Origin of the sequence: Niveibacterium sp. COAC-50, from assembly GCF_013184235.1 — a bacterium.
In the GTDB taxonomy this organism is placed as follows: domain Bacteria; phylum Pseudomonadota; class Gammaproteobacteria; order Burkholderiales; family Rhodocyclaceae; genus Niveibacterium; species Niveibacterium microcysteis.
In genome coordinates, this window is the sequence record NZ_JABCJM010000006.1 from 171143 (window position 1) to 193453 (window position 22311).

Consider the following 22311-nt stretch of genomic DNA (forward strand, 5'->3'; position numbering starts at 1 on the left):
CTGCCCGCGACGTTAAGCGAAGCGTTAGACATCACGTTGCCTGGCCTCCGGCTTCAAGCAGCGGGGCCTGATATTCGTTTTGGCGGGTCGAGCCGGCAACTCGTGGTACAAATCGGCCGCCCCACAGTGCAAGACCCCGCTCTCGCTTCGGCCTATGCAAGCGCCGGTCCGTCGGCGTTGCTCGACGCGTTGATAAACGATCCGATCGGGCTCGCCAACAGGCTGGGTGGCCGCTTCGCATTGCTTTGGATCGACCTCGATCGCGCTCGCCTCGGCAGCCTCAACGATCGCTTCGCCACCCATCCACTATGCTGGGCCGCGGAAGCCTCGGCCATCGCAGTAGCCTCGCGCGCAGATGCGGTCCCGATCAGCCAGAGGGAAATCGATCCGCAGGCGATCTTCGATTACCTCTATTTCCACGTCATTCCTGCGCCAAGAACGATATTCCGCGGCGTTGCGCGCCTGGAGCCCGGCCACATGCTCAGCCGCGACAGCGTCGGGCTTCGCGATACGCAATGGTGGCAACCGCGTTTCACGCAAACGCCTGTCAGCGATATCGACACGCTCAAGGCGCAGTTCGTCGGCGCGATCCGTGGGGCCGTCGAACGGGAATCATCGGGCTCCGGACGCGTCGCAGCCTTCCTTTCTGGCGGAACGGATAGCTCAACCGTCATCGGCATGCTGCGTGACGTCTCCGGTGAGCAGCCACGGGGCTACTCGATCGGTTTCGACACAGCGGGCTACGACGAAATGGAGTACGCACGGATTGCGGCCAAGGCTTACGGCGTCGACCACCGCGAGTACTACATCACGGCACAGGATCTCGTCAGCCATATCCCTACCGTCGCAGCCAGCTACGACCAGCCGTTCGGAAATTCGTCAGCGCTGCCGGCCTACTGCCTTGGACTGATGGCACGTGCCGACGGTTACGACAAGCTGCTCGCGGGCGACGGCGGCGACGAACTCTTTGGCGGCAACGCGCGTTACGCGAAGCAAAAGGTTTTTGAACTCTACCAAGCGATTCCCGCCGCGATACGCAGCAGTCTGATCGAACCAGTTGCGGGCGCCGGATGGGCAAGCCGCATTCCCGGCATAAGCAAGGCCTGCAGCTATGTCGAGCAGGCACGTATGTCGCCGCTCGCTCGAACGGAGCAATACAACCTGTTGCAACGTCTCGGGCAGGACTCGGTGCTCGGCCCGCAATTCCGCGCCCTGACTGACGCCGACACGCCGCTGCAATTGCGTCGGCGCGTCTGGGATGGCGTGCATGCCGACACCGTGCTCGATCACGAGCTCGGGTTCGACTGGCGTTTCACCCTCGCCGACAACGACTTGCCGAAGGTGATCGGCACGACCTCATTGGCAGGGCTTGATGTTGGCTTCCCTCTGCTGAACGAGGATCTCATCGCAATCGCCTTGTCGCTGCCTGATGCGATGAAACTCAAGGGTTTCAAGCTTCGCTGGTTCTTCAAGGACGCACTGCGGGGCTTCCTGCCCGACGAAATTCTGACGAAGAAGAAGCACGGCTTCGGCCTCCCCTTTGGCCACTGGGCCTTGTCGGACCCCGCCTTGCGCACGCTCTCGCGCAATTCGGTGCATGGGCTAGTAGACCGCGGCATCCTGCAGCGGGGCTTCGTCGATGCGCTCTTCGGTGAGCTGTTGCCCGCCCATCCCGGCTATTACGGTGAGATGGTGTGGATCGGCATGATGCTTGAGCAGTGGCTACGCGCCAACGCGCCCGACACCCGTTTCTAGCCCGTTATACCAGTGCCTCGCGCAAGGGTTGCGCGAGGTTCTGTGCCATCCGGATCCCGAAACGAAGGCGCCCCGCGTCCCAAGGCGTGAACCGGCGTAGCTGGAAGATATCGTCACCGGAGGCAGAGGCCCCCCAGGCCGTCGACACCGCTGCATCGAAGCCAAGTTCGCGCACGAGCGCAACGTGCTCGGGCAGGTAGTCGCGCCCGGGCTTACCGTTCGGATAGGCAAACAATGGCACGCGCGCGCCAATCAGCCGCTCCAACGCGTCACGCCCGCCTCCGATCTCTTCCCTCGCACGCGGCAGCGAGATCTTCGCCAGGATCGGGTGGCTCACCGTATGCGCGCCGATCGCGAAACCAAGGCGGTGTAACTGAACGACCTGAGCACTGCTCATCATCAGATCGGTCGGCAGCGTCGTGTGAGCGGCGCGCGCCACGTCAACGACAGCCTGTTCCCGCTCAGTGGGTTCGAGGTACTTGATCTCGTCGATCAAGCGCAACGCAGCCGCTTCCCGCCCTCGCCAGTCAGCCATGGAGAAGCGGCCCCACTGCGGGGTGTCGAGCACATCGAGCGGCGAACGGCGCACCGCTTCGATCAAACCGTCGTTCCACATGCGCCCACCATCGAGATAGCCGGTGGCAACGAAGAAGGTGGCATGCAAACCAGCAGCCTGCAAAATGGGCGCGGCGACGGTCAGGTTGTCTGCATAGCCGTCATCGAAGGTAATGGCGGCAGCACGAGCCGGTAAGGCGCCGTCGCTCAGGCGCCGTACAGCCTCGTCCAAGGGCAGCACATTGAACCAGCGCTTGATCCAGCCCAGCGTGCGCGCAAAGCGCTCAGCATGCAGTTCGCCCGGGAACATCGGATCCGGCGTCGGAGCAACCCGGTGCCAGATGAACACCGACAATCGCGAACGCGTGCCCCGAGGCGACAAAACGGTCAGGCCTGCACGGATCATGTGGCGGCTTCCACTCGTTTGGCGGATCTGTTTCCAATGAGCGGCGCGTCGGCAGGCTCAGTCAGCCATGCACGCTCGGCAACCCAGCGCCGCGTAAGCGCCGTCAGCACCAGAAGGTTATACGGAAGGTCAAAGTACGCGAGGCTGAGGAATGCGCCGCCAACCAGATAACCGACCAGCGCCACTTGGCACATCGACCCCAGATCCCGGGCCCACCGCGCCTCCGGCAGGTCCTGAGTGTGCTTGCGTAGCCATGCGCCATCGCGCCAAACCATGAACCACAGCAGCAGGAACAGGAACAGGCCGACGAAACCATGCTCGCCCAGCACCTGGAAATAAATGCTGTGTGCCGCATGCACATCGGTCGGATCGGGGGCGTACTGCTGGAACACGATCAGCGAATAGATCTGGAACCCCCCGCCGAAGAAGCGATCACTCGCCAGATTCCAGGCCATCCACCAGGCATTGATCCGGCCCATCGCTGAGGCGTCTTGCTGATACTCGCCGATGGTGTGCATGCGCGAGCTCCACTGCTCGGGCATGAAGGCGACCAGCCCGACAGCTGCAACGACCATGACAATGCCACCCGCCAGCTTGTTCGGACTGCGCAACCAGAGGAACCCGGACATGGCCGCGATGGCCAGCAGCGCACCGCGTGAGTGGCTACCCACGGCCGCGGCCGCGGTCAAGAGCATCGCCAAAGTAAAGGCGTGCCGCTGCCACTTTTTGTCGGGCGCCAATTGCAGTTGCAGGTAGCGCATCAGCGGAATCGTGATGATCAGCGCGAGCGCGATCTCGTTGTTGCCTTCGATGAAGGATTCAGCCGGGCCCCAGACGCGGAAGTTGCCGCCGGTGGCAATCGTGAATAGGCCGCCCTTGACACCGAAGAACCCGATCGAAAACACGATAGCCCAGGTCAGCCACTGAATATGCGCGCGCGTTCGCAACAGCATCAGTGCGACGAGAATCATGAAATCAATCTTCATGACACGGGTGAACATCTCCCAGCTCTTGTCCTCGAAGATTGAGAACGGATAGGTGATGCACATCCAGATCATGAACATGAGCAGCACGGCAACCGAGGGCGAGATGAAAGGCTGACGCTTCTCCCTCGTGAGCGTCAGGCCGATCAGGGTGCAGCCGGCCATCAGCGCAGCAACGGGCAAGTCTTCAAGCCGCCAGGTCAGGCGGTGGGGGTTCATGATAGAGATCCAGGTCCACCCCATCACGCCGATCCATGGTCGACGCAACGCAGCCAAGGCAAAGCCAAGGATGAGAAGCAGGATCAGTATGTCACGCATATTTGCGCCTCACGCCGCCGCACCGCTGATGCGGGAAAAGAGATCCACCTGCGCCTGTGAGGTCGGCTCCCAACCGAAGTTCTCTGCATAGCGGCGCACCGCGGCGCGGTCGGGCGAACGCTCGAAGAGTCGCTGTACAGCTTGAGCAATGCTTTGCGCATCGCGTCGGTCGACCAGTTCGCCGGCCTCCGGCGCAGCGACGACCTCCGGCGTACCCCAGATCCGCGTCGCCACCACGGGCGTGCCGCAGGCCATGCTCTCAAGTAGGACGTTCGCCCAGCCCTCGCGGCTCGACGCCAGCACGAGGGCATCCGCAGCGCTGTACCACTCGGAAAGCGCGGTATTGGGTTGCGCCCCAGCGAAGAGCACGCGGCCCTGACGCCCCGGCATCGCAGCCGCTTCATGCAAACGCGCGCGCTCCTCGCCGTCGCCCACGATGACAAGGCAGACATCAGGCAGGTGATCCAACGCCTCAATCACTAGATGATGCCCCTTGCGTTCGACCAGATGCCCGACTGACACCAGCAACCGCCCCTGTATCGGCAAGCCTAGTCGCACTCGGCATTCAGACTGCGAGCGCGGCGAGAAGCGCTGAAGATCGACGCCGTTTCGCATTACATGGAGACGGCTGTCGTCCGCCCCCATCTCGCGCAGCACATCGAGCAACGCGCTGCAGACCCCGATCGAGCCAGCCGCCTGCGCCGCCGCCCACTGAATCATGCGCCGCGGCAGGGGGTAGGACGGGATCAGGTTGAGGTCGGTGCCGCGCGCGGTAATCACGAACGGCTTCTTGAACCAGCCCGCAAGCATGGCGGCCGCCACGCCGTCCGGGTAGTAGTAGTGCGCGTCGATCAAGTCGAAATCGAAGCCCTCGCGCAGCAACCGGGAAACCGTCGCCCGCGCACCCAGCGCAAGGGTCAGCGGTGCAACGGTCATCCCTACCTTTGGCGGTAGCAGGTAGCGTGGATGCCAGATCTTGACGCCATCGCGTTCTTCGTATGCCGGGGTCGCGGCCATTCGCGCCCAGTCGCCGAAGCGTTCAGCGCGCGACGGGAACCATGGCACCGGCGCGACGACGCGCGTTTCAACCTTGCCGGTCTTGAGCAGTTCGCGCAGCCGCGTTTCGACAAACACGCCATGTGTCGGCCGCGCGACGCTTGGATAAAGCGTCGAAAACAGCAGGGTACGGATCGGCCGACTCACGCGCAGACAGGCCCGGCAACCAGCCGACGGTAAATTGCTTGATAGCGCGCAACGCTGTTTCGCCAGGTCCGTTCGCTTTCGACGAACTGCCGGCCAGCTGCACGCAAGGCGGGCCAGTGCTCTGGCGACGCCAGCAGACGCGACACCGCGTCAGCAAGCGCAACCGGGTTGCCGGCGCGGAACAACACACCGGTCTCGCCGTCGCGGACAAGCTCGCGATGGCCGCCGACGTCCGACGCGACGAACACACGTTGCTGCGCCATCGCCTCCAGCGGCTTGAGCGGCGTCACAAGCTCGGTAAGCCGCATCGGGTGTCGCGGATAGACCAGCACATCGACGAGGTCGTAGTAGCGGCCGACCTCTGCATGCGGCACCCGCCCGGTGAATACCACTTTGTCCCCCAAGCCCAGGGTCTCCGCCTGACGCTTCAGCGCAGCATCCTGCGGACCACCGCCGACCAGCAGCAACCGCGCCTTCGGGCGTCGCGCGAGAATATCGGGCATCGCTTCAAGTAAGAGATCGAGCCCTTCGTAGGCATAGAAGGAACCGATGAAACCAAGCACCTCGGCGCCATCGAGCCCGAGCGACTGTTTGAGTGCGAGGTCCGGGGCCGCCCCTGCGTCGAACGCCTCCGCGTCGACCGCGTTCGGAATCACCGTGACCCGCTCGGCAGGAATTCCGCGAGCAACGATGTCCGCACGCAACCCCTCGCAAATGCAGGTGACATGATCCACGCGACGCAGCGCCCAGGTCTCCAGCGCACGGGTAGCGCGGTAACGCAGGCTGCCCTCCTGTGTGGTGCCATGATCAACCGCAGCGTCCTCCCAGAACGCCCGCACTTCATAGACCACAGGCAGCCCATGTCGGCGCGCAGCACGGATTGCGGGAATTGCGTTAAGGACGGGCGAATGCGCATGCAGGACCTGCGGCTTGAGCTGAACAATCAACTCGTCAATCCGCCGTTCCAACTGGCGCATCAGCTCCAGTTCGCCCAACAGGGGCTTGCCCGACCACGCTGCGGTGGGCATTGGTGTACGAAAGAACCGCAGGCCGTCGACCGTTTCGTCCGCAGCCGCGCATGGCCCCTGTTTTGGCGAGGTCACATGGAAGGTCTCCCACCCCAGGCGGCGCTGCTCGCGAAGGATCGCCGCAGTTCGGAAGGTGTAGCCGCTGTGCAGCGGAATGGAGTGGTCGAGGATATGAAGAACACGCATGTCAGCTTGCCATCCCAAGGGCGGCGGGTTGTACCGCATCACCGGCAACATTACGCAGGAACGCTTCGAACATCAGCAGCGCCCAGATGGAGGCGCTGTAATCCTTCACGCCAGACTGGTGATCGCTGACGAGATGCTGCAAGTACGATTGGTTGAACAAGCCGGTATCGGCCATGCGCTCGCCAAGCAAGGACTCTCGAACGCGTTCGCGCAGGGGGCCACGGAACCAGCGGGCAAGCGGCACCGCGAAGCCCATTTTGGGCCGATAGAGCACATCCGCTGGCAGATAGGGTTCCATCGCCTTCTTGAAAATGAATTTCCCCTCCATGCCGCGCAGCTTCAGATCCGATGGCAGGGTTGCAAGCCATTCGACCAGCTTGTGGTCCATCAAGGGCTCGCGTACTTCCAGCGAATGCGCCATTGATGCGCGATCGACCTTGGTATTGATGTCACCGACGAGGTAGGTCTTCAAGTCAAGGTACTGGATCAGCGCGAGCGGGTCGTCAGTGCCGGCGTGGCGGGCATGGCGGTGGAACACCTCGACCGCCGAGTAACCGCCCAGACGTGCGCGGAACGCATTGCTGTAGAGCGCGTGCCGTTGGTTGTCGCGGAGGATCGACATGGTATGGAAGTAGGCTTCGACCGAATCGCGTGCGAGCGCCTCGAACGTCGTCTTTGCACGAAACACGCGCGGCGCCCAGTCTGCTTTCGGGTACAGACGCCCCAACAGGCCGAAGACCGGTTTGCGCACGCCCAACGGCAAGGCTGTACGCATGCGCTCCTCCATCACATGCAGCCGGTGTCGGCGGTAGCCGCCGAGGCTTTCGTCACCGCCGTCGCCGGACAAGGCCACCGTCACCCGCTTGCGAGCGAGCTGGCACACCCTGTAGGTCGGAATCGCAGAGCTGTCGGCATAGGGTTCGTCGTACAGCCGGGCGAGTTCGTCGATCAAGTCGAAATCGTCGCTCGCCACCGTCTCCACATGGTGATTGGTGCCATACCGGCGTGCAACCATTGCGGCGAACTCGGACTCGTTGAACGCTGGGTCATCGAATGCGATCGAACAGGTGTTGACGGGCTCCGACGATAGATGCGCCATCGTTGCCACGACGGCACTTGAGTCCACGCCGCCCGACAGGAAAGCACCGAGCGGCACATCCGCGATCATGCGCAGTCGCACCGATTCGCGCAGGCGCTCGACCAATTCATCCGAGGCTGCTTCAACACTGAGCCGGTTATCGCAGGTGAAGCGGACGTCCCAATAGGGCGCTGGCCGGCACTGCGTGTCACCTCGGCGCAGGACAAACGACTCGCCTGGCGGCAGCTTGAACGCACCGCGGAAAATGCAACGCGGCTCCGGGATGTAGCCCAACGCAAAGTAATCCTCGACACACTCCGGTTCAATCTCGCGCGGGAACCGCGGATGCGCGAGCAGGGCTTTGAGTTCGGAGCCGAACAGGAACATGCCGTCGTCCAGCAAGGCGTAGAACAGGGGCTTTACGCCAAGACGGTCACGCGCAACGAAGAGCGTCTCGCGCTTGCGGTCCCACAGCACGAACGCAAACATGCCGCGGAAGCGCGCCACACACGCCTCGCCCCAGGACTCCCAGGCATGCACGATCACTTCGGTATCGCTATGCGTGCGGAAGGTGTGGCCAAGCGCCTTAAGCTCCGGCACCAGCTCCTGGAAGTTGTAGATCTCCCCGTTGAAAACGACGACAACGGAACCGTCTTCGTTACTCAAAGGCTGTTGGCCCAGCGTCGGATCGATGACCGACAGGCGGCGGTGGGCGAACGCCACGCCCGGTTCGAAGTGAAACCCGGTCTCATCCGGCCCACGGTGGCGCTGCACGTCCGCCATGCGCTCGACGATTTCGCGCGGCGGCTCGCGTCGCCCCCGCGTATCAAACATGCCGGCAATACCGCACATACTCGCGCTACCTCATCATTCGATGCGCTGCGGCGCATCGGGTTTGCGATTCAAGCGCGCCGATCGATTGCCTCGAGCGCACGCGAATACAGACTTCCATAGCGCGCCACCATGGCGTCGAGGCTGAAATCGGCCTCGATACGGCGACGCGACGCGAGCCCCTGCGCTCTTATCCGCGCAGGATCCGTCGCAAGGGCCAACAATGCATCGGCCAAAACCTGCGGCGCAGCAGGCGGAACCAAGCAACCCGTTTCACCGTCGCGCACGAGCTCCGGCGTTCCACCGACGGCGGTTGCAACCACGGGCAAGCCGCTCGCCATCGCCTCAAGCACGGTATTCGAAATCCCCTCGGCGACGGATGGCAACGTGAAGATGTCAAAACTCCGCATGACGTCCGGCACGTCCGCCCGCTCGCCGGCGAGCCAGACCTTCGACGCAAGTCCGGAGTCCCGAACAGCGGTCTCGATCGCGCCGCGCATGCCGCCTTCGCCAACGATAGCCAGTCTCAGGTTCGGCGCACGATCAGCGATCAGCCCGAACGCCTTGACCAATCCAACCTGATCCTTTACGGCCTGAAGGCGCCCCACAGTGCCCACCACGCACAGCGCGGGGTCGTTGAACGGTGAGCCGTCCAAACGTTGTCGAGCCCCAGCCGCCGGATGGAATCGCGTCGCGTCTACGCCATTGCAAAACACGTGAACACGCTGTTTTCCAATGCCGACGCGGGTGGTGAGATAGTTCTCCAGCTCACGCGACAGCGCAATGTATTGCGTCACGAAGGGGCTGTACGCGCGCCGTACCCAGCGAGGTTTGGCACGATCACCCTGCGGATCATCCACGTCACGACCGTGCTCTCCGTGAATGCGCACCGGCACCCGCGCCGCCCAGGCTGGCGCCACCATTTCCAGCGCGGCCAGATTGCGCGTGTGAACGATGGCGGGCTGCAACTCGCGCAGGACTCGAAACATTCTCGGGAACAGGGCCGCGCCGGGGCCGGGTTGCTTATGCAGTTCAATGACCTGCACATCGGGCCGTGTTATCCGGGCGACGAAGGCCGGATCGGCGTCGGTAAGCGAAATGATGGCGTGGCAAAACTGCGAGGCAGGCAGCCGGTTGATCAGGTTGACCATGCCGTTCTCCAGCCCGCCGACGCGAAAACTGAAGACGATGTGCGCAATCAGCGGCGGCATCAGCTTCGTGGCGTGGCGCGCAGTACGCGCTCGATCTCGGCCTGATGTGCCAGCACGAAACGCTCGACCAGACCGCGTGCCTCCGGCAAACCTTCACCCTTGCGCGCAATCACGATCACGGCCGCGGAATCGTCCGGTCGATGCGCGAAGCGATCTGCCACCAATGCCAACTTGGCGCGCTTCGGGTCCGACGTCACGCTGTCGCCTAACCAGAGCCAAGACCACACTTCCAGCCGATCCGGCTCGCCCAGCAGCTGGGTCCGCAAAAGGACGTATCCGTTGCTGAACTGATCGGGCTGCTCGCCACCATAGCGCCAGCGCTTATCTTCCGCGGTAACGAAGCGGTTGTCCCACTGCACCAACTCATGGCCCGGCGTCTGGCTCGCGTAGTAGGCGATAAAAAGCGTGACCACATCGTCGCCGTGACGATACGTCCGCACCAAACGCGCCCGCTCGCCCACATAGGTCGGTTGCCAGCCGGCGACGGGCGGTTCGTTCGTCATGACCCAGCCGGCCGTGGCATGCGGTGCCTCCAGCGTGTAGGCCGCCGCACCTGGCGTCGCGGCAAGCCAGGCTTCAAGAGGCCGCCAGACGAGCAACACCGCCAGAATTCCGAAACAGCAAACCGCAATCGCCCGCGTCGAAGCCGGCGGTGTCGTCGCGAGGCGGTCGGTAGACTGTTCCACGCCGGATTCGGCCGCATCGGACTCACGCCAGAACGAGCCAACCCAGAACAAGGCAACGATGACGACACCAAAGAACAGCCAGCCATAGATCAGGTGATCAACGCCGGTCGCGATCTTGTTGCCCGATAGGTGACCCAGCATCACGATCAGGTAAGCGCGCAGCCAATTGGCAACCAGTGGCACCAGAGTGGCGGCAAGAATGAAGAGCAGCCGTCGGCGCAGGGTTCGATAGTTGAGCCAGGCAAACAGGACCCCCACCATCACGGATGCGATCAGGTAGCGAATCCCGCTACAGGCTTCGACCACCGACCACGCGCCACTGGGGATCACAAAACTGTTCCCTTCCCTGAACACTGGCACGCCGGTAAGCCGCAAGGCGGTAACCGTGAAGTCCGCCGTGTGATTCATCAGGGTCGGAATCAGGAACTCCCCGAACGGCACACCGAAGAACAGGAAGGCCAGCGGAAAAACGGCCGTGCGCGCCAGCGCGTTGCCCCAGACGCACCACAGCGCCGCGCAGACCATCGCCACCAGCGCGAAGTGAGTCACGGCGGCCACGCTCGCGCTCTCCCCTGCGAGCCAGATGAAACCGGCCACTGCAAGCGGAATCAGCGCAATCGGAGCCGGGCGCAGGCTCTGGCGCAGAAGCTGATCGCGCATCCCCCAGAGCAGCCAGAGCGAGATCGGCACTACGACCATTCCGTGAGCGAAGGTCTCGGATCGCCACCAAATCGATGCCATCTCACGCGCAGTCGGCCAAAACACGCCAACCACCAGCGCAAACGCGGCCAGTCCGCTGCCGACAATCAATGCCCCAGACGACGAGGTCTTCACTGCATCCATCGTTGCTGTGCTCATGTCCGTGGCGCCCTCTCCATCAGAACGTCCAGCTGCGCAAGGTGCGCCTCCCAGCTGTAGCGATCTAGCACACATTGGCGCGCGGCTCGCCCTATCGAGCCCGCCCGTTGAGGGTCTGCCAGCAACGAACGGATCGCCTCGACATAATCGGAACTCGTCTGCGCGATCAGGAAGTCCTGCCCATTGATCGCGTTGATGCCGGTCGCAGCGTCGGTCGACACCACGACCGCGCGGCTCATCGCCATTGCCTCCAGCACCTTGTTCTGCACGCCGCGCGCAACCCGCAACGGTGCGACGACGGCTACGGCATGGCGCAGATAGGGGCGGACGTCCGGAACCGTGCCGGTGACGTGAACGCGGGGATCAAGCGCCAGCGCCAGCACCTCGGGGGTCGGGTTCATGCCGACAATCCAGAACTGCGCCTGCGCATCGAGTGCTGCAATCGCCGGCCAGGCCTCGCGCACAAACCAAGTAACGGCATCGACATTCGGCCAATAGTCCATCGCGCCGGTGAAGACGATATGCGGCCCGCTCCCGGGGTAAGGCGAGGGCTGGTCGCCCTGTGGCGAAAAGTACGTCGCATTCACGCCGTTGCTGACGGCAAAAACCTTGGCTGCCACCTCCGGGGCCCGCGACCGGAAGAGCTCAGCCTCAGCCTCGGATACAAACGTCACCGCACGCGCATGGGTTGCTGCGTGGCGTTCATACGCCAGCAACTTCCTCCCCTCGCGGCGGTACAGCCAAGCCATCGGGCCGCTGTGCTGCGGGGCGTATTGCGTCCACTTCGCCGAGTCGACATCACAATAGTCCGCCAAGGTACGCAGACCCGGTATCGCCTCGATGTATTGCATCATGGCGGAGCAGAACACCGCTGCTTCCTGAATCCCCTGAGCAGCAACGACGCTGCGCGCCCACTCAAGCATCGATGACGTACGGTAGTACGCCAGCGTCAGTGCTTCATTGGTCAAAAGGCCGCGCAGACTGGCAATCCGCGCCCAGCGCGGCGCGAGCCGCTCGCAGTGCACGCCCTCACACCATTCAGAAAGCGCCGCTACATGCTGTTCGTCGGCCGGATCGTCGACGAAGGCACCGAGGTACACCCGATAGTGACGCGAAAGGTACTTCAGCAGATTGAAGGATCTGACCTTGTCGCCCTTGTTCGGGGGATAGGGGATGCGGTGCACCAGATACAGCAGCGACGGTTTGCTCATCGATACCGGTCAACCCAGGTTGCGGACAATCATCGGACCAAGACGATTGGCCACGGCCAATGGCAGGCGCTGCCAGAGCGCGATGAACGCGCGGTACTTCGGATTCATCGGATTGTTCTGCGGGATGCTGTCGCGCTTGAACAAACGGTATTCATAGGCGAGCGGCGTCGGCTCAAAGCCCCAGTTCTTCTTGAACGCATACGGGCCGGTGCCCACCTTGCTACGGCCGTAATCGAATACTTTGCAATCGCGTTCGCGGGCGCGACACATTAGCGACCAGTACTTGAAATCATTGGCGGCGAGGTCACGCGCCGCAGGCAGGTCCCCAGCGTAGTACGGAAGGATCTCATCGCGGAAGAAAAAGCTCAGGACGCTCGACAGCGGCGCACCATCGGCCGTTGTGACCGTCATGACTTCGCAATCATCGGCGAAGGCATCCATCAGCGCCGCAAACCAGCGGCGGGACATGGCCGGCGTGCCGTGGCGGCGCACATTGTCGGCGTACACCGAGAAGAACCGATTTACGTCGGCGTCACGGCTGGCGATCAGGCCGTTTTTGATGCCTTTACGCACCATCGCCCGCTGCTTCCGCGGAATCGCCGCCATGTTCGCCTCGTCATCGGCCGCCAGCGTTTTGCGAAACGTCACGTAGAGATCCTGGCTAGGCCAATCGGCATGTCGCGGTGCGGCGTTGCGATATTCCAGATGACCCACCCCGAGGCGTTGAGCGATCCGTTCGGCTTCCAGCTCAAGTGCAGCGATAGCCTCCGCGTCCTCACTGGCAACGCCGCCATATACACAGAACGGGAGCGAGGACAGGGAATGCCCGAAAAGGCGGCTTCGCACCTCGGCCAGCGGTAGGACGCCAACGATTTCGCTGCCGCGCTCCGCAAGCAGGAAGTAGGTGTCGTGCCCTTGATGGTTCTCGATCAACCCCTGCCAGGCAGACAGGTGGAAGAAGGTCGCAGACGGACACGCGCGCACGAAGGCATCCCAGCGCGCACGCTCAGCCAATTCCAGTCGCCGCACGACGACCGGCTGCATCACAGCATCTCGCATCATTCGTTCAGGCCTTGGGAAGAAACACCTGATCGACGCGATCCCAGGCGAAATCGCCCAGCAATCGACGCAGCCGACCTTCCATGTGTTCGAGGTTTACGTAGTGCCGAAACTTCGTCCGCGCATCCGCAGCATCAACGCGCGGCTGGGCGGGATCGATCTCCCAAGGATGGAAGTAGAAGATTGCAGAACGCTTGTCCAACTCGTTCACCCGCCTCAAGGACCAACGCGATACCGGATAGGGCAACAAGCGGAAATATCCGCCGCCACCGGCAGGCCAGTTACGGCCAGCCCAACGTACCGTCGTCACCGGGATCTCGAGCAGCCCGTTGGTCAGGTAGTACGGAAACCGCGGCGAATCGGGCATGCCATAGTGATCATGCGCGATCGGGTACACGCTGGAGCTGTAGCTATGCCCGGTTTCGCGGAGCACATCGTGCACCCACAGGTTCTTCGCCCCAACCGAGAAGCTTGGCGCGCGGTAGCCACGGATCTCGACGCCGGAGATGTCCTCCAGCACCGCTTTCGCAAGAGAAACATCTGCGCGGAAAGCTTCCGGCGTCTGGGCACTTGCCCGCTCGTGGCCATAGCCATGGCTCGCGAGTTCATGCCCTTCCATGACGATCAGACGCACAAGTTTCGGATATCGCTCGGCAACCCACCCCAAGGTGAAAAACGTTGCCTTCGCGCCGTACTCGTGAAGCAGGCTCAGGATTCGATCGACGTTCGCTTCGACTCGGCAAGGCACAGCATCCCACTGGGCGCGAGGGAAATGTGAGGCCAGCGCTGAGACCTGGAAGTAATCTTCCACGTCGATCGTCAGCGCGTTCGACACCGCCGACTTCATCTTGGCGCCATCAGTTGGCACGGGCGACCAACCAGGCATGCAAGTGCGCAGCAATACGTTCCGCGGCGCGCCCGTCCCACAACGCCGGAGAGCGTCCGGCCTTGCCACCGCCGATCAGAATCTGATCCAACGCCCGGACGATTGCGTCGTGGTCGCGGCCAACAAGCGTGTTGGTGCCCTCATCAACGGTAATCGGGCGTTCGGTGTTTTCACGCAAGGTCAGGCATGCGACGCCGAGCGCGGTGGTCTCCTCCTGGATGCCGCCGGAATCCGTCATCACCACTCGCGCCGCTGACATCAGCCCAAGCATCTCAAGGTATCCCTGCGGCGGCAGCTGCACGATTCGCTCGCCTGCAAGGCGGGCAAACAGGCCGAAACGCTCCAGGTTGCTGCGCGTGCGGGGATGCACAGCAAACGCAATCGGCAAACGCTTGCTCGCTTCGCACAGCGTATTGACCAAACCACTCAGCGTTTCCTGATCATCAACGTTGGACGGTCGATGGAGTGTTACAAGCGCAAATCCGTTGGGCGAGTGCAGCGCATCCGACGCATGCCCGGCCGCGCTGAGCGTCTGTGCGACGGGAACCGCCTGCGCAAGGTTGGCACGCAACGAATCGATCATCACGTTGCCGACGAACTGTATGCGCGGCTCCGCAATGCCCTCGCGTGCCAAGTTGACCGAGGCGCCCGCCTCTGTCGTGTAGAGAAGATCCGCAATCTGGTCGGTCAGAACCCGATTGATCTCTTCAGGCATGCCACGGTCAAAACTGCGCAAACCAGCCTCGACATGCACGACCGGGATGTTCTTCTTTGTCGCCACCAGCGCACAGGCAATCGTTGAATTGACGTCGCCGACAACCAGTACCGCGGACGCGCCGTGCTCATCCAGGATCGGTTCGAATCGCTTCATGATCTCGGCGGTCTGCACCGCGTGCGAAGCCGACCCCACCTCCAGGTTCACGTCGGGATCGGGCAGCTTCAGATCGCCAAAGAGTTTGGCGTTCATGGCGTGGTCGTAATGCTGCCCCGTATGAACCAACAGATACGGCAGAGGGGGCTGGTGCGCCGCAAACGCTTTGACGATCGGCGCCATCTTCATGTAGTTAGGGCGCGCGCCCACCACGCAAATAACCGGTTTCATCCGGGCTCCTTCAACCGGCATGCCGGCGTTCCTTGTCTTGATCCGCACCGTCCGTGGTGTTGGCACTCAACCCCAACAGTGCACAAATGACCTTTTCGAGCTGCTCTACACGCGCTTCAAGGCGCGACGCCTGATAGCCGGCAGCCACCTCTGCCAGCCGCCGTGCAGCGGCCGGATCAGCCATCAACCTCGCCAGCGCAGACGAATCGAGGCCTGGCATGGCATTGATCGGCGTAACCGAGCGCTCAGGCCCTGACTCTTCACGCATCTCGGTCACAACGTTGTCGACATCGCTTGCCGTAAGCCCATGCTTCTCCGAAAGAAAGCCTGCCAGCAGCACGCGATCGCAGAGCGTATTGATCCGCCGAGGAATACCACCGGAGGCTGCATGAATCACGTCGAATGCGCTGACCTCGATGCGGGGATCCCCCTTCCAGCCAACGCAGCCGAGCCGGTGTTCAACGTAGGCCCGGGTTTCCGCCAGATCCAGCGGCCCGAGGTGGTACGAGGCGATCACGCGTTGCCGCAGTTGCTGCATGTGCTCGCTTTGCATCGTCTGGCGGAACTCGGGCTGGCCAACCAGAAAACTCTGCAGAAGCGCGTGATCCTCCAACTGGAAATTGGAGAGCATCCGGAGTTCCTCGACCGCTCGCGGAGTGAGGTTCTGCGCCTCGTCGACGATCAACAGCGCACGTTTGCCCGCAGCGGTGAGCTTGACGAGAAAAGTCTCGAGTTGCAGCAGCAGGTCTGCCTTCTCGACGTTCTTCGCTGGGAGCCCGAACGCCGCCGCAACGAGACGAAGGATGTCGTCCGCATCGATCTGCGTACTCACCAGATGGGCAGCAACAACCTTGCTGGAATCAAGCCGCTGCAACAAGCTGCGGACAAGCGTCGTCTTGCCGGCACCGACGTCCCCGGTAATAACGATGAACCCCTCGCTCTGATGCAGCCCGTATTCGAGATAGGCCATCGCACGGCGATGCCCACGGCTACCGTAGTAGAACGACGGGTCGGGGTTAAGCTGGAACGGCTTTGAAGTAAAGCCGTAAAAGGACTCGTACATAAAACCTCAGAAACGCATGCCGAGCGTCGCGGCGACCGAGTTCTCGTCGTAGCTGGAGGCACCACGGCTCGCTTGGTATCGATAGCTCACCGATCCGATGATGCTCTGGCCGAACGAGGTGCTGCCCGACAGGGACGCGTCGCGGCGCCGTGTTGTCGTCGTCAAACCCAAGGTCTCGCCGTTTGAACGGCTCGCCCCAAGCAAGGCGGTGAGATTGCTGATTGGCGTTAAGCGATGGTTGAACACCAGCGTTCCACCCATGTCTTCAACGACATCGAAGTTCGCCAACTGATCACCCGGCACGAGCAGCGCGGGATCCACGAGGCGACGCCGATCGGTATAGATAAGTGACAACGCAAGACCGTTGCGCGCACCATTGGTTGCAGCGCTTATCTGCGCGCGCTTTTCTAGATAATAACTACGAGTCACAAACGTTGTACTGGCGCCAATTTCCGTCGGCAATCCTCGATCGACCCAAACCTTCGCAGCCCGCCGCAAACGCTCAGCAGGATCCTCGACCTCCTTTGCATAGGAATCCGCATAGGCGATCAACAATCCGAGAAGCTGCCCCCCGCTCAAAGTCGAAGACGTCGTGGTGACGTCGCGAACAAACGTCGCAGAAATCGCGCTAAGCGGGCCGCGCCAGTTGATTTCGTAGTTGTAACCGTTCCCGAAAAACCTCTTCTCGGTCATACCTGCGACTCGCGTTCGCGGCGACGGGGTCCATTCAAAGCCGGCGCCGTAAATCTTCTGCTCCTCACCGCCGAAAGACACAAAGTTGTTCCGCTCGTAACCAACATCTGCTCGCAGCTTGAACAGAGCGTCAAGTGCGTAGATGCCGTACAACCTCGCGTCAGACATCTTTGAGTCATTCGCTGCGTCGTAGCGAGTAACGGAGTGATTCCCTGTCAAAAACCAGCCGAGAGGATCAGGGCTTGCACCATTTCCGACCACAAGACTTAAATCCTGGCGCAAGCTGTTGTTTAGAAAACTGTTCGACGAATCGCTCAACGTGGCGCGGTATCGGATCTCGCCGTTCTCACGCGCGCCCCACTGCCAACGAAAGTACGGGCTCAGCGAAAACGTCGTGAGTTGCGTTGCGTTGTTCGGGTTGTAGGCTGCGCCCCCTGCCGGCGCCCCAAGCGTTGTGATTTGCTCCTGACTTGCAGTTGCACTCGCGTCGAGCAGCAGTTTCCGCTCATACAAATCGACCGTACCGGTGCCATACATGTTCAGGTTCGTCCGGTTGAGCGAATCTTCGCTCGCATAGACGTTCGCATTCACGCTTGCGCGGAACGAGCCGTAAGAACGGCTGGTACGGCCACTGGTCGCAAAGCCCGGCTCGACGCGCAAAGACCAATCCGCGACGTGCTTGCCTTCGTTGGACAAGCGAACGTTGTCGGACCAAGTCAGCCCCACGCCCAGTGTCGGCTCGATCCGCCAGTTGTTCGACGGCCCTTCCCCTGCAAAGCCCCCGCCCTGGGGGGTCGCAGCATTGAACAGCCCTGTGGATGCATAGTCCGCCACCGCCATGGCGGGAACGGCACCCACAAAGGCTGCCAGGACACACAGCGAAAGCGGCTTACGAGCCAGCCTCATTTTTGCCGTAGCCATAGCCGTATCCATAGCCGTAGACACCGTAGTGACCCGACGACGATTGCTGACGAACCTTGTTCAGCAGCATCAACTTGACCGGACACGCCTCCAGCGTCGCCAGCGACTGCTTGACCATTGCATGCGTGCTGCGCTCGGACTCCACCACGACAATCACTTGTCCCATATGCGTGGCCAACGCGCGCGCTTCGGTCGTTACCAGAACCGGCGGCGAGTCGAAGATGACGATTCGGTCCTTGTAGCGTGTCGCAAGTTCTTCGAGCAGCGCGTTCATGGCATCGCTGGCGAGCATTTCGGTTGCGCGCTGCTGCGGCCGGCCAGCAGGCAGAATCGTGAGCTTCGCGATGTTCGTATGCAGCATCACGTCGCCGATCGAAGACTCATGCCCTTGGAGCACATCCATCATGCCCGACGAGGCTGGCAGGCCCAGTGCAGCCAGAACCGACGGCTTTGAAACGTCGGCGTCGACCAGCAGCACGGTGTGGTCGAGTTCCATGGCCATCGATATCGCGAGGTTGATAGCCGAGAAGCTCTTACCTTCACCCGGCACCGAACTCGTCACCATGATCAGATTGCCGTTCTCGATCGGAGCGGCACCCTTGCCCTGCGCGTTGCGCAGCACTGGGCGTTTGATGATCCGGTATTGCTCGGCAATAGGGCTGTTCGGTTTGGACGGCGACACGAAACCAAGCGCGCCAAGTCGGTCCAGGTCGATGTGCACCGTGCGGCGTTCGCGCGCCGGTTCGGCCTCGGGCACCGGCACTGGCGTCGGCGGCAGTTGAGTCGCTGCCGAAGCAACCACACTCGGCTGCGCGACCGGGGCCTCTGGCCGCGCCACGGCATCGTCCCCTACATCAAGACCGGCTCGCTTGAGCTGATCGAGACGCTCGACTGCTTTTTCAATGATGCTCATAGCAGCCCCTTTAAAGACCGAATGCCCGAAGCGCCAGAACCGCCGTCATCAGCGCAAAAACACCGACGAGCGACAAAAGGCCACCAGCAAAGTAAATGGATTGCATGCGTTCGCGCTTCGCCCGTACCGGGGTGTCGATCATCGTAACGACGCCCAGTACCGGGAGCCCCGTCACGTCACGCAAGGCACGGCCGTCAAAGAAGATCGGACGGACCTGGAACACAAGGAACGCAACGAGCAGCCCGATCGCGAGCGATACCAGACCCGAAGCTGGCATCAAGAGGGCACGATTCGGCGCCGCGGGCTTGCTTGGGACAGACGGGGGATCGATCAAGCGGAATTCGGCCACACCGGACGAGGCATCCATCTCCACCGACATGTTGGCTGCCTCACGACGAGAGACCAAACTCTCGTAGTTCTTCTTGTTGATCTCGTAGTCACGGTTAAGTTGCGCGAACTCGGCCTCCATCTCGGGCAGCATGCGCTGCGAGCCGCGCATGGCACCGAGGCGCGCTTCGTACTCAGCAACGCGCGTCTGCAGCGAAGCCACGTTTGCCTCCGCCTCGCTCAACGATAGCTTGAGCTGCTGATAAACGGGGTTAGCCCCAAGCGAACCAGACATGCCACCGCTCTTGCGACGTGACTCCACCTCTTGCTTCTTCTGCGCCTCAAGCTGCTCGATGACCCGACGCGTCCCGACGACGTCTGGATGTTGGTCGGTGTAGCGCTGGAGCAGTGCATCCAGTTGTTTCTTCATGGCGTCGATACGACCGTCGATCTCCGGGATGGAGATGCTACCGGCCGAGGCCTGGCCGCTATCAGGCAGGAAAACCGGGTCTTCGCCTGCGAGCTGACGCTTGAGCGCATCGCGCGAGTTCTGAACCTCGCGAAGTTCGAGCTTGGCCTGATTGAGCTTGGCTGTTAGATCGCCAATCTGCGAAACAGCGTCTTTTCCGGAGTCTCCAAACAACGCAAGGTTCTTGAGCTTGAATTCCTTCAGGCGATTCTCGGCGTCAGCCAGTTTCGTTTCGTAACTCTTGATCTGCTCTTCGATGAAGCGGCGCGCCTCATCGGAATCCTTACGCTTATCGCCAAGACCGGATTCGACGAAGATCGAAACCAACGCTTGCACAACGCGCTTCGCGCGTTCCGGATTTGTGTCCTTAAAGGTGAGCACAAAAAGATCGTCGCGACCGGCCCCGGTGACCTGAAGACGTTTGATCAGGTCATCGATCAACACCTCACGTTGCTCACGGGTCTTGACGTCCAGATCAAGGTCCGCCATCCGGATCAGCTTCTCAACGTTGGGTCGGCTAATCAGCGTCCGACTCAGAATCGTGACCTGCTGCTCAACGTTGGTTGGGACCGCCAAACCTTGCATGAGCGGTTTCAACACCGACTGTGTGTCGACGAACACGCGAGCGCGTGCCTCGTATTTGTCGGGGATCAGCATCACCACCACGGCCAGTACGACACCGCCGATCCAGGCCGCGAGCAAGCCCCACCAGCGATACCGCCACATTCCGCGGGCGTGAGCTATTGCACTTGCGAGAAGTTCTTCCAATTTGTACGACCTGTCGAATGAGCGCGAGACGTGCTTAGAACCAGCCTTGGGGAATGATCAGAACGTCACCCGGGCGCATATCCACGTTCGCGGAAACGTCGCCACGCTTGAGCAGATCCTTCAAGCGAACGCTGTACTGCTTGCCACCTTCGGCAGTGCGCAAAATGCTTGCCTTGTTGCCGTCCGCGAAGTCAGTGATACCGCCCACGGCGATCATGACGTCAAGAAGACTCATCTTCTGTTTGTACGGGAGGATCTGCGGCTTGGCCGCCTCGCCGACAACCCGGATCTGCTCGCTGTAGGGCCCGACAAAACCCGTCACCACAACGGTGACAATCGGATCCCGAATGTACTTGGCTAGCTGCTTCTCGATGTCACGAGCAAGCGTTGAGGGATCCTTGCCCATTGCAGGCAGATCCTCAACCAGCGGGGTCGTGATCTTGCCATCAGGCCGAACAGGAACCCCCATCGACAACTCCGGGTTGCGCCACACGACAACGCTCAGCATGTCGCCAGCACCGATCAGATAGTTGTAGTCCGAGGCCACAGCGCCGCTTGGCGCTGGCGGGTACTGAGTAGCACACCCGCTGACGAACAACGCAAGAGCGGACACAACACATGCAAACCAAGACGCTTTGACAAGAGTACCGCGAGCCATGACGACCCCCCAATGAACGAGCACAAACACGCAAACGCCTGGACGATGGTACGCGAGCCCCGCCAGTGGATGCGCCAAAAATGACACGGTTCAGTTTGTCGACCGCAAAAAAGCGGAACGGCCCTTTCGGGCCGTTCCGCTTTGCTTGATGCGAAGCTACTTGTTACTTCATCTTCCGACGTGCACCGGCAGCCAGCCCGAGCATGCTCAGACCCAGCAGCGACAGGGTGCCCGGCTCCGGAACTTCGAAGTCGATCGACGAGTCGAGTTGCGACTGGCGAACGTAGCGGGTTTTCCCATCGGCACCAACGAAGGCACGCAGCTGCGACGGGGTCGGCAGCGGCGGATCAACGTTCGTGTCGAGCGTCCAAGACAGCACACCCTTGTCACCTTCAACCTCCGCAAAGGTCTTGCCCGACAGAATGTCGTTCCAGAAACCAGCCACAAACGGATCAGCAGTTTCGTTCGCATCGGTGATGTCGCCATCACCATTGAAGTCGAACGTAAAGGTGCCCATCACATCCAAGTTAGCCGCAGCGATATCCGAACCATTCACCTTCATGTGCAGAAGCTGCTTGCCATTGTTGGCATCGCCACTGACGTAGAAGAGGTCGAAATAACCACCGTTGAAATACGGCGTACCGCCAGCGCTAATGCCACCGGTGAAGTAGTAGTTGAAGCTCATGCCCCAACCACCCGGGGTGTTGAAACCCTCGGTGTCATCCGTCAGCGGATCAAGCGGGTTGAGCGCATCAATATTGCGCTGGCCAGAAGATGCAGTATCAGTGATCTTGACACCCGGGGTGCCGTTGATCGAAGCCGCGGTCGTCGTACCCACAACACCGAAGCTATTCAGAATCGACTTGATGTTCGTATCGTAAATCTTGGCGCCGGGGCCGATCGGGCCGCCAGGAACCACCGGCTCGTAAATCGAGGTAGCAAGGCTACCCGTCAGACCGAGTTGAGTGATTTCACCGGTTTTGCCGTCACCGAAGATGCTTGCACCACGGTTGATGTACACCGGACCCGCGACCGCTTGCGCAGCCGCACCGACGAGCACCAACGACGCAGCAATCTTTGAGAGCTTAGTCAGTTTCACGGTTGCTTCCTTTCAGTTATCTCTATCGATCGGGGCCAGTTCGC

At 61.6% G+C, this 22311-nt stretch carries 18 protein-coding genes; 1 reads left to right on the top strand and 17 read right to left on the bottom strand.

The window, feature by feature from the left end:
* Positions 1–126: 126 nt before the first annotated feature.
* Positions 127–1755: an asparagine synthetase B gene (locus tag HH302_RS19220; protein ID WP_371814738.1), complete on the top strand. Its 1629-nt coding sequence runs from the start codon at positions 127–129 to the stop codon at positions 1753–1755.
* Between the two features lie 4 nt (positions 1756–1759).
* Here the strand turns inward: HH302_RS19220 and HH302_RS19225 are convergent, their stop codons facing one another.
* From HH302_RS19225 to HH302_RS22355, 17 genes are all read right to left on the bottom strand, one after another.
* Positions 1760–2659, bottom strand: coding sequence for a polysaccharide deacetylase family protein (locus HH302_RS19225; RefSeq protein ID WP_371814739.1), 900 nt, complete (start codon positions 2657–2659; stop codon positions 1760–1762).
* A 53-nt stretch (positions 2660–2712) separates the two neighbouring features.
* Positions 2713–4017 (bottom strand): putative O-glycosylation ligase, exosortase A system-associated, encoded by a 1305-nt coding sequence (locus HH302_RS19230; protein ID WP_172204091.1) that lies wholly within the window; start codon positions 4015–4017, stop codon positions 2713–2715.
* A 9-nt stretch (positions 4018–4026) separates the two neighbouring features.
* The gene (locus tag HH302_RS19235; RefSeq protein WP_371814740.1) at positions 4027–5220 is read right to left on the bottom strand and encodes a glycosyltransferase family 4 protein; all 1194 of its coding nucleotides are present in this window, start codon (positions 5218–5220) and stop codon (positions 4027–4029) included.
* Positions 5217–6434, bottom strand: coding sequence for a TIGR04063 family PEP-CTERM/XrtA system glycosyltransferase (locus HH302_RS19240; RefSeq protein ID WP_172204093.1), 1218 nt, complete (start codon positions 6432–6434; stop codon positions 5217–5219). The genes HH302_RS19235 and HH302_RS19240 overlap by 4 nt, the downstream gene beginning before the upstream one ends.
* A gap of 1 nt (position 6435) precedes the next feature.
* Positions 6436–8364, bottom strand: a complete 1929-nt coding sequence (locus HH302_RS19245; RefSeq protein WP_172204095.1) for an XrtA/PEP-CTERM system amidotransferase — start codon at positions 8362–8364, stop codon at positions 6436–6438.
* Positions 8365–8414: 50 nt separating this feature from the next.
* Positions 8415–9554, bottom strand: coding sequence for a TIGR03088 family PEP-CTERM/XrtA system glycosyltransferase (locus HH302_RS19250; RefSeq protein ID WP_172204097.1), 1140 nt, complete (start codon positions 9552–9554; stop codon positions 8415–8417).
* Positions 9554–11098, bottom strand: a complete 1545-nt coding sequence (gene xrtA, locus HH302_RS19255; RefSeq protein ID WP_172204099.1) for an exosortase A — start codon at positions 11096–11098, stop codon at positions 9554–9556. The genes HH302_RS19250 and xrtA overlap by 1 nt, the downstream gene beginning before the upstream one ends.
* The gene (locus tag HH302_RS19260; protein WP_172204101.1) at positions 11095–12309 is read right to left on the bottom strand and encodes a TIGR03087 family PEP-CTERM/XrtA system glycosyltransferase; all 1215 of its coding nucleotides are present in this window, start codon (positions 12307–12309) and stop codon (positions 11095–11097) included. The genes xrtA and HH302_RS19260 overlap by 4 nt, the downstream gene beginning before the upstream one ends.
* 9 nt (positions 12310–12318) lie before the next feature.
* On the bottom strand, positions 12319–13368 hold the full coding sequence (locus tag HH302_RS19265) for a FemAB family XrtA/PEP-CTERM system-associated protein (protein WP_371814741.1): 1050 nt from the start codon (positions 13366–13368) through the stop codon (positions 12319–12321).
* Between the two features lie 7 nt (positions 13369–13375).
* Positions 13376–14215 carry an XrtA system polysaccharide deacetylase gene (locus tag HH302_RS19270; RefSeq protein WP_172204103.1) on the bottom strand — a complete coding sequence of 280 codons (840 nt, stop codon included), beginning with the start codon at positions 14213–14215 and terminating at the stop codon, positions 13376–13378.
* Positions 14216–14225: 10 nt separating this feature from the next.
* Entirely contained in the window at positions 14226–15356 is a 1131-nt protein-coding gene (gene wecB / locus HH302_RS19275; protein WP_253946224.1) for a non-hydrolyzing UDP-N-acetylglucosamine 2-epimerase, read from the bottom strand.
* A 10-nt stretch (positions 15357–15366) separates the two neighbouring features.
* A complete protein-coding gene (locus HH302_RS19280) occupies positions 15367–16419 on the bottom strand; it encodes an XrtA/PEP-CTERM system-associated ATPase (protein WP_172204107.1) in 1053 nt (350 codons plus the stop codon).
* Between the two features lie 6 nt (positions 16420–16425).
* On the bottom strand, positions 16426–18033 hold the full coding sequence (locus HH302_RS19285) for a TIGR03016 family PEP-CTERM system-associated outer membrane protein (RefSeq protein WP_172204109.1): 1608 nt from the start codon (positions 18031–18033) through the stop codon (positions 16426–16428).
* Entirely contained in the window at positions 18002–18946 is a 945-nt protein-coding gene (locus tag HH302_RS19290; protein ID WP_172204111.1) for an XrtA-associated tyrosine autokinase, read from the bottom strand. Before HH302_RS19290 ends, HH302_RS19285 begins: the two co-directional genes overlap by 32 nt.
* Positions 18947–18956: 10 nt before the next feature.
* A complete protein-coding gene (locus HH302_RS19295) occupies positions 18957–20510 on the bottom strand; it encodes an XrtA system polysaccharide chain length determinant (RefSeq protein WP_172204113.1) in 1554 nt (517 codons plus the stop codon).
* A 34-nt stretch (positions 20511–20544) separates the two neighbouring features.
* Entirely contained in the window at positions 20545–21168 is a 624-nt protein-coding gene (locus tag HH302_RS19300; RefSeq protein WP_172204115.1) for an XrtA/PEP-CTERM system exopolysaccharide export protein, read from the bottom strand.
* A gap of 163 nt (positions 21169–21331) precedes the next feature.
* The gene (locus tag HH302_RS22355) at positions 21332–22228 is read right to left on the bottom strand and encodes a PEP-CTERM sorting domain-containing protein (RefSeq protein ID WP_371814742.1); all 897 of its coding nucleotides are present in this window, start codon (positions 22226–22228) and stop codon (positions 21332–21334) included.
* Positions 22229–22311: the final 83 nt, after the last annotated feature.